7 protein-coding genes are annotated in these 7,849 nt (G+C 74.6%); 3 read left to right on the forward strand and 4 right to left on the reverse strand.

What is annotated here, in order from left to right; all coding sequences use genetic code 11:
• Positions 1 to 66: 66 nt before the first annotated feature.
• Positions 67 to 705: a TetR/AcrR family transcriptional regulator gene (locus tag ACFUVW_RS17735; RefSeq protein WP_430572627.1), complete on the reverse strand. Its 639-nt coding sequence runs from the start codon at positions 703 to 705 to the stop codon at positions 67 to 69.
• Positions 706 to 884: 179 nt separating this feature from the next.
• Here ACFUVW_RS17735 and ACFUVW_RS17740 point away from each other — a divergent pair, with 179 nt between their 5' ends.
• From ACFUVW_RS17740 to ACFUVW_RS17750, 3 genes are read left to right on the forward strand one after another with little or no spacing between them, the layout of a single operon-like run.
• Positions 885 to 2,168: an MFS transporter gene (locus tag ACFUVW_RS17740; protein WP_430572628.1), complete on the forward strand. Its 1,284-nt coding sequence runs from the start codon at positions 885 to 887 to the stop codon at positions 2,166 to 2,168.
• Positions 2,168 to 4,054, forward strand: a complete 1,887-nt coding sequence (locus tag ACFUVW_RS17745) for a glycoside hydrolase family 3 protein (RefSeq protein WP_430572629.1) — start codon at positions 2,168 to 2,170, stop codon at positions 4,052 to 4,054. The genes ACFUVW_RS17740 and ACFUVW_RS17745 overlap by 1 nt, the downstream gene beginning before the upstream one ends.
• A gap of 49 nt (positions 4,055 to 4,103) precedes the next feature.
• On the forward strand, positions 4,104 to 5,294 hold the full coding sequence (locus ACFUVW_RS17750) for an MFS transporter (RefSeq protein ID WP_430572630.1): 1,191 nt from the start codon (positions 4,104 to 4,106) through the stop codon (positions 5,292 to 5,294).
• Positions 5,295 to 5,307: 13 nt separating this feature from the next.
• Here ACFUVW_RS17750 and ACFUVW_RS17755 read toward each other — a convergent pair whose 3' ends face one another.
• The 3 genes from ACFUVW_RS17755 to ACFUVW_RS17765 all read right to left on the reverse strand — a co-directional run.
• Positions 5,308 to 5,784 carry a tetratricopeptide repeat protein gene (locus ACFUVW_RS17755; protein WP_430572631.1) on the reverse strand — a complete coding sequence of 159 codons (477 nt, stop codon included), beginning with the start codon at positions 5,782 to 5,784 and terminating at the stop codon, positions 5,308 to 5,310.
• On the reverse strand, positions 5,781 to 6,548 hold the full coding sequence (gene dapB, locus ACFUVW_RS17760) for a 4-hydroxy-tetrahydrodipicolinate reductase (RefSeq protein ID WP_430572632.1): 768 nt from the start codon (positions 6,546 to 6,548) through the stop codon (positions 5,781 to 5,783). Before dapB ends, ACFUVW_RS17755 begins: the two co-directional genes overlap by 4 nt.
• Positions 6,549 to 6,597: 49 nt before the next feature.
• On the reverse strand, positions 6,598 to 7,849 hold a 1,252-nt coding region (locus ACFUVW_RS17765), incomplete at its 5' end, for a M16 family metallopeptidase (RefSeq protein ID WP_430572633.1).

Here is a 7,849-nt window from a genome sequence, read left to right on the forward strand (position 1 = left end):
CTGTCGCGCCAACCGGGCGGATGGCGCGACAGATCGCTTGCTCGAAGGGAGATCGAGCGCGAGCCCTCAGCCTGCCTGGTCGACGACGATCAGGTCGAGGTAGGCCCGCAGGTCCGCCGCCATGTCCACGCGCTGCGCGCGCGGACCGTCCAGCGAGTAGAGCCACTGGATCTGCAGCCCGTCCATGATCGCGACGATCGTGCGCGCCGCGACCTCAGGGTCCACGCCCGGGGCGAGCCGTCCCTCCGCCGCCAGACGCTCCAGCTCGACCCGGCTGCGGCGCACGGTCGACGGGTACCGCTCGGAGAAGTACTCGTGGGCGGGATGATCGGGCGACGTGGCCTCGGCCGCCAGCCCGGCGAAGACCTCCACGACCGGCCGCCGCAGCGCGTTGCGCTGCACGAGACGCACCAGCGCGTCGAACATGCTCCGGCCCTGCTCGAGATCCCGGTCGAAGTCGGCGAAGTCGATCTCGTCGCGATGCTCCAGCACCGCCTCCAGCAGCGCCGCCTTGGTCGGGAAGTGGTGCAGCAGGCCCGGGTGCGAGATGCCCACCCGTGACGCGATCTCGCGCAGCGAGGCCCCGTGGTACCCGACCTCTCCGAACATGCCGATCGCCGCCTGCAGGATCTCCTCGCGCTTGGCCCGTCCCTTGGCGTAGCCCCGACGGGGCGCGGACTCGTCCTCGATCGTCGTGTCGCTCACGGCGCCATTCTCCCCTCGATCCCCCGCCGAGGGTGACGCGACGGCTCACCCGCACGCGCCTCAGCAGGACCCTTGGCTCAATACCTACCATGCGGTAACCTCACTTCCCGACCGGCCGGTAGGCATTGGTCGTGAGGTGCCGCACCGATGGCGGGCGGCCCGAGCCACAGGAGTCACGGATGAGCACGACACCCACATCGGCGCCCGAGCCGGTCGTCCCGCTGCAGCCCGACGCCCCCGCCCAGGCGCCCCGCGGCTACGTCCCCGGCGTCAGCCTCGCGGCGTTCGGCGTCTACTTCGCCCTCTTCACCCCGGTGATGGTGGCGATGGCGTTCAAGATCCAGCACATCGACCCCGACGGGGCCGTCGGGAGCCTCGGCCTCGTCCTCGGGGCCGGCGCCGCGTTCGCTCTCTTCGCCAACCCCCTCTTCGGCCGCCTGTCCGACCGCTCGATGTCGCGCCTGGGCAAGCGCCGGCCGTTCATCGTCGGCGGCGCGCTCCTCGGCTCGCTGGCCCTCGTGACCATCGGCGCCGCCCAGTCGGTCGCCGTGGTGCTGGTCGCCTGGTGCGTGGCGCAGGGCGCCTACAACGCCGCCCTCTCCGCGATCATCGCGACCCTGCACGACCAGGTGGCACCCGCCGGCCGGGGCAAGGCGTCGGGCCTGATCGGGGTCGGCACCCCCCTGTCGATCCTGGCGGGCTCCCTCGTCGCGAACACGTTCGCCTCGGACTTCTGGCGCTTCGCCGTCCCGGCGGCCGTCGCGGTCGCCCTCGCGGTGGTCTTCGCGCTCGTGCTGGACGACGTCGTCCGCACCGAGCGCCCGGTCGAGTCGTTCGGCCCGAAGGAGTTCTTCGGGTCCTTCGTCTTCAACCCGCGCCGCAACCCCGACTTCGGCTGGACCTGGCTGACCAAGTTCCTGGTCATGTTCGGCTACGCCGGGATCGCGACCTACCTCCCGTACTACCTGACCACCGACTTCGGGCTCACCGAGGACGCCGCTACCGGCGTGATCCTGGCCGCCAACATGGCGTCGACGGTCGCCATGGTGGTCTCGAGCCCGCTGGGCGGCCTCCTGTCGGACAAGATCGGGCGGCGCAAGCCGTTCGTCACCGTCGCCGGGCTCGTCATGGTCGTCGGCCTCCTGCTCCTGGCCTTCGCCCCCAGCATCCCCGTGCTCGTCGTCGCCCAGGCGATCATCGGCCTCGGCGCGGGCTCCTTCCTCTCCGTCGACCAGGCCCTCGCGACCCAGGTGCTGCCGAACCCCGAGGACGCCGCCAAGGACCTGGGCGTGATGAACATGGCCAACGCCCTGCCGCAGTCCATCGCCCCGATGATGGCCCCCGCCGTCATCGGCCTCGGCTCCGCGATCGGCGTCGGCGGCTACACCACGTGGTACCTCTTCGGCGGGCTCGTCGCGCTCGCGGGTGCCGTTCTCGTCTACCGGATCAAGGGAGTGCGCTGATGACCGCCGGACCGACCAGCACGACGGACGACGCACGGGTCCCCGCCGACGCGCCGTACCGGGACGCGTCACGGCCCGTGGCCGAGCGCGTCGCCGACCTCCTCGCCCGCATGACCCTGGAGGAGAAGGCCGGGCAGCTCTTCCAGACCATGATCGAGGTCGGCGAGGGCGGAGCGCTGTCCGAGGGCCCGTCCGCGATGGGCGTGCCCGCCACCACCGACATGGTCGTCAAGCGGCAGATGACGCACTTCAACGTGCTCATGGCCCCGCCGACGGCGCGCGAGTTCGCCCTCTGGCACAACCGGCTCCAGGAGCTCGCCGCGTCCACGCGCCTCGGCATCCCCGTCACGGTCTCCACCGACCCGCGCCATGCGTTCACCGACAACCCCGGCACCGCGCTGCTGTCCGGGCCGTTCTCCCAGTGGCCGGAGACCCTCGGCCTCGCCGCCACCCGCGACGAGCGTCTGGTCGAGGAGCACGCCGACGCCGCCCGCCGCGAGTACCTCGCCGTCGGCATCCGCACCGCGCTGCACCCGCAGGTCGACCTCGCCACCGAGCCCCGCTGGGCCCGCGCGAACGGCACGTTCGGCGAGGACGCGGAGCTCACCGGCCGGATGGGTGCCGCGTACGTGCGCGGGTTCCAGGCCACCGGCGACGTCGCCCGCGAGGCCGGCCTGCCCGGCACGTTCGGCGCGCGCTCCGTCTCGACGATGACCAAGCACTTCCCCGGCGGCGGGCCGCAGCAGGACGGCGAGGACCCGCACTTCGCCTACGGCCGCGAGCAGGTGTACCCCGGCGGCCGCTTCGCCGAGCACCTCGAGCCCTTCAAGGCCCTGCTCGCCGCCGGCACGCGGCAGATGATGCCGTACTACGGCATGCCCGTCGGGCTCGAGGCGGACCTCGGCGACGGGCCCGAGGCGGTCGAGCCGGTCGGCTTCGGCTTCAACCGGCAGATCCTCACGCGCCTGCTGCGCGACGAGCTCGGCTTCGACGGCATCGTCTGCACCGACTGGGGCCTCGTGTCCGACGCCGAGATCATGGGGCAGCCGTTCCCGGCCCGCGCCTGGGGCGTCGAGCACCTCGCGCCGGTCGACCGCCTGGAGAAGATCCTCGCGGCCGGCGCCGACCAGCTCGGCGGCGAGGCGTGCCCCGAGCTCGTGGTGGAGCTGGTGCGCGCGGGGCGCGTCGCCGAGGCCCGGGTCGACGAGTCCGTCGCCCGCCTGCTGCGGGAGAAGTTCGAGCTGGGCCTGTTCGACGACGCCCGGTACGTCGACCCCGACGCCGCGACGTCCGTCGTCGGGCACGCGGACCTCGTGGCCGCCGGCCGGCGTGCCCAGTCGCGGTCCGTGACGCCGCTGGCGTCCGCGGCCGCCGGCGCCGCCAGCCTCCCCCTGGCTCCCGGCCTGCGCGTCTACGTCGAGGGCGCGGCCGACCTCGAGGGCATGGAGCCTCTCGAGGGCGCGAGGGTCGTCGCCACCCCCGCCGAGGCCGACGTCGCGCTGCTGCGCCTCAAGGCGCCGTACGAGGACCGCGGCCCCGGCTTCGAGGGCTTCTTCCACGCCGGCTCGCTCGACTTCCCCGCGGACGTCGTCGCGCACGTCGCCGAGGTCGCGGCGCAGGTGCCGACGGTCGTCGACGTCTACCTCGACCGGCCGGCGGTCCTCGCGCCGGTGCTCGAGGCGCTGGGCGAGGGCGGGTCGCTCGTCGCGAACTTCGGGGCCTCGACCCCGGCGCTGCTCGACGCCCTCACCGGCGTCGTCCCCGCGGAGGGGCGGCTCCCGTTCGACCTCCCCCGCTCGACGGCCGCCGTCGAGGCGTCCCGCGAGGACGTCCCGTTCGACACCGCCGACCCGCTGTTCCGGTTCGGCCACGGCCTGACGCTCTGAGAGGTGGGCACCCACGACGCCCGGCGACCGCCGATGGGAGGATGAGGCCGTGACGTCCTCCTCCCCGGCCCCCGCCCGCACCGTCCGGGACGCCGCGGCCGGGATCGCCGTCCTCGGCGTCGCCAACTTCGTCGCCATCACCACCGAGGTGCTGCCGGTCGGCCTGCTGCCGCAGGTCGCGCGCGGCGTGGGGGTGAGCGAGTCGACGGCGGGCCTGCTGGTCACGGTCTACGCGTTCGTGGTCGCCGCCTGCGCGGTGCCGCTGACCGTCGCCACCCGGTCCCTCCGCCGCAAGCCCCTGCTGCTCGGCACGCTCGCCACCTATGCGGCGAGCAACCTGCTGGTGGCCGTCGCGCCGTCGTACGCCGTGGTTGCGGGCGCGCGCGTGCTGGGCGGGCTGGGGCACGCGGTGTTCTTCTCCGTGTCGATCGCCTACGCCGCGCGCCTCGTCAGCCCCCTGTACACCGGCCGGGCCCTCACCCTCGTGACCGCGGGCGGCACGCTCGGCTTCGTGCTCGGCGTCCCGCTGTCGACCTCGCTCGGCGCCGCGGTGGGCTGGCGGTGGTCGTTCGGCGTGCTTGCCGCCGTCTGCGCGGTGACCGCGCTGCTCGTGGCACGGCTGCTGCCGTCGGTGGCCGTCGAGCCCGCCGCCCCGCGCGACGCCGCGGCCGCCCGACAGGGCCGCGCCCGGCTCGGGCTCGTCGTGGGCACCAACACGGTGCTCTTCGGCGGGCAGTACACCGTGTACACGTACATCTCGGTGCTGCTCCTGGCCGCCGGGCTGTCGGAGTCCGCCGTCGGACCCGCGCTGCTCGTGTTCGGCGCGCTCGGCCTCGTCGGCCTCTGGGGAGCCGCCCGCTACCTCGACCGCAGCCCGCGCGCGCTGACGATCGTCGCGATGGGCGCGATCGCCCTGTCCCTGGTCGCGGTGGCCCTCGCGCTCCCGGAGGCCGCCGGCGTGCTCGTCGCGGCCGGCGTCTGGCTCGCCGCGTTCGGCGCCATCCCCGCCACGTTCCAGGCCGCGGCGCTGCGCACCCAGGGCGCCACGCCCGACGTCGCCGGGGCGTTCGTCAACGCGACCTCGAACTTCGGCATCGGGCTCGGCGCGGCCGTGGGCGCGGCGGTGGTCGCCGGCCCCGGGGCGCGCGCCCTGGCGCTGACCGGGGCCGCGATCGTCGCCGTGGCTCTCGTGGCGGTGCTCGTCGCCCGGCAGGCGTTCCCGCGCCACCCGTCGGAGTAGGCGCCCAGCCGGGTCAGGACGTCGCGCCCGGCCTGAACATCGACGAGGCCTTGCGCAGCGTCTCGCGGGCACGCCGGCGGTCGCCGGCCGCGTCGTAGGCGAACGCCAGGTGGTACCAGACCTTCCAGTCGTCCGGGTCGCGCTCCGCCGCGGCGCGGCGCTCCTCGAACGCGGCGTCCGCGGCCGCGCGGTCCGCCCGGCCGCCGGGCGAGCGCGGCAGGTCGTCCACCGGCAGCTCGCCCGCGGCCGCGAGCACGTCGGCCATGTGCTGCACCCGCGTCGCGAGGCGGTACTCGCGCGCGATGAGCACGATGACGAGCAGCGGGATGACCAGCACGGCCAGGCCGATGGCGACCAGCACCGGCTCGCCGGTGCCGATCATCGAGACGCCGCGCCCGGCGATCTGCCAGACGTACAGCGCGAGCAGCGCGGTGACGGCGACCGCCCCCGCGAGCCCCCGCGGCAACCGCCGGCGCGGCGCGTCGCTCACGACAGGTCCAGCACGTTCTCGAGGCCCACGGTCAGGCCCGGGCGGGTCACGACCTCGCGCACCGCGAGCAGGACGCCGGGCATGAACGACGCCCGGTCGAAGGAATCCTGCCGGATGACCAACTGCTCCCCCACGTTCCCGAAGAGGATCTCCTCGTGCGCCACCAGCCCGCGCAGCCGGACCGCGTGCACGCGGACCCCGTCGACGTCGGCGCCGCGCGCCTCCACTCCCGACTCGGTGGCGTCCGGCATCGCCGCCAGGCCCGCCTCGGACCGGGCACGAGCGACCGCCACGGCGGTGTGCCGGGCCGTGCCCGAGGGTGCGTCCACCTTGTCGGGGTGGTGCAGCTCGATCACCTCGGCGGACTCGAAGTAACGCGCCGCCTTGGCCGCGAACGTCATCGCGAGCACGGCCGACAGCCCGAAGTTGGGGGCGATGAGGACGCCGAGCCCGGCCTCCCGTCCCGCGTTGACGCGCTCGAGGTGCTCGACCACCCGCCCGCGCGAGGCGTCGTCCCACCCCGTGGTGCCGACGACGACGTGCACGCCCGCGTCGAGCACGGCGTGCACGTTCGCCTCCGTGGCCGCGGGCACGGTGAAGTCGATCGCGACGTCGGCGCCGGCCAGGCTGTCGGCGTCCACCGCGTCGCCCGCGTCGAGGCGCGCGACCAGCTCGAGGTCCGCGGCCTCCTCGACCGCCCGGCACACGGTGGCGCCCATGCGCCCCGCCGCGCCGAGCACGGCCACCTTGATGGTCTCGGTCATGGATGAGTCTCCGATCTCGTTCTTCAGGTCGTCGGTCGGCGGACCGGCCTCAGTCGCCGAACGGCCCCACGCGGACGACGGACCGCGGCCGGGCGGCCAGGTCGGCGGCGAGCTCGCGGACGTCGTCGGCGGTCACCGCGCGGACGCGCTCCAGCGACTCCTCCAGGCTCAGGAGCTCGCCGTACACCAGCTCGGCCTTGCCCAGCCGGCTCATGCGGGACCCGGAGTCCTCGAGGCCCAGCACGAGGCCGCCCGAGAGCTGGCCGATGCTGCGCTCCAGCTCGGCGTCGGTGATGGGCTCGGCCGCCATCCGCTCCAGCTCCGCGACGAGCAGCTCGGTGACCTGGTCGACCTTCGCGGGCGAGCAGCCCGCGTACAGCCCGAAGGTGCCGAGCCCGCCGTGGCCGGACGCGAACGAGTACGTGGTGTACGCCAGCCCGCGGCGCTCCCGCACCTCCTGGAAGAGGCGCGAGGACATGCCGCCGCCCAGGACGGCGTTGAGCACGGACAGCGTGAAGCGGCGGTCGTCGGTGGCCGCGAGGCCGGTGGACCCGACGATGACGTTCGCCTGCTCGACCTGGCGTCGCACGGTGAGCTCGACGCCCTCGGTGGGGACGCCGGCGGGGTCCGCGGCCGTCGGCCGCCGGTCGCGGGGCGCCGCCGCGGCGGCGAGGTCCCAGCCGCCGGTCGCGAGCGCGTCCGTCACCTGCCCGACGAGGGCGTCGTGGTCCACGCCGCCCGCGGCGGAGACCACGAGCGTCTCGGGCCGGTAGTGCCAGCGGTAGTGCTCCCAGACGGCGTCGCGCGGGACGGCGCGGATCGTGTCGGGGGTGCCGCCGATCGGCCGGCCGAGCGGGTGCGTGCCCAGCACGGCGGCGGAGAACTCCTCGTGCACGACGTCGCCCGGGTCGTCGTCGTTCATCGCGAGCTCTTCGAGGATGACGCCGCGCTCGGTCTCGAGCTCGCCCTCGTCGAGCCGCGCCGAGGTGACCATGTCGGCAATGACGTCGACCGCCATCGGCAGGTCGGCGTCGAGCACGCGGGCGTAGTAGCAGGTGTGCTCCTTGCCGGTGGCCGCGTTGGCCTCGCCGCCGACGGCGTCGAAGGCCTCGGCGATGTCCATCGCCGAGCGCCGGGGCGTGCCCTTGAACAGCAGGTGCTCGAGGAAGTGGGTCGAGCCGAAGTGGCCGTCGGTCTCGTCGCGGGAGCCGACGCCGACCCAGGCGCCCACCGTGGCCGAGCGCAGGCCCGGCATCGTCTCGGTGAGCACACGAACGCCGCCGGGCAGGACGGTGCGACGG

It is taken from the genome of Isoptericola sp. NPDC057391, assembly GCF_042668085.1.
Taxonomy (GTDB): Bacteria; Actinomycetota; Actinomycetes; order Actinomycetales; family Cellulomonadaceae; genus Isoptericola.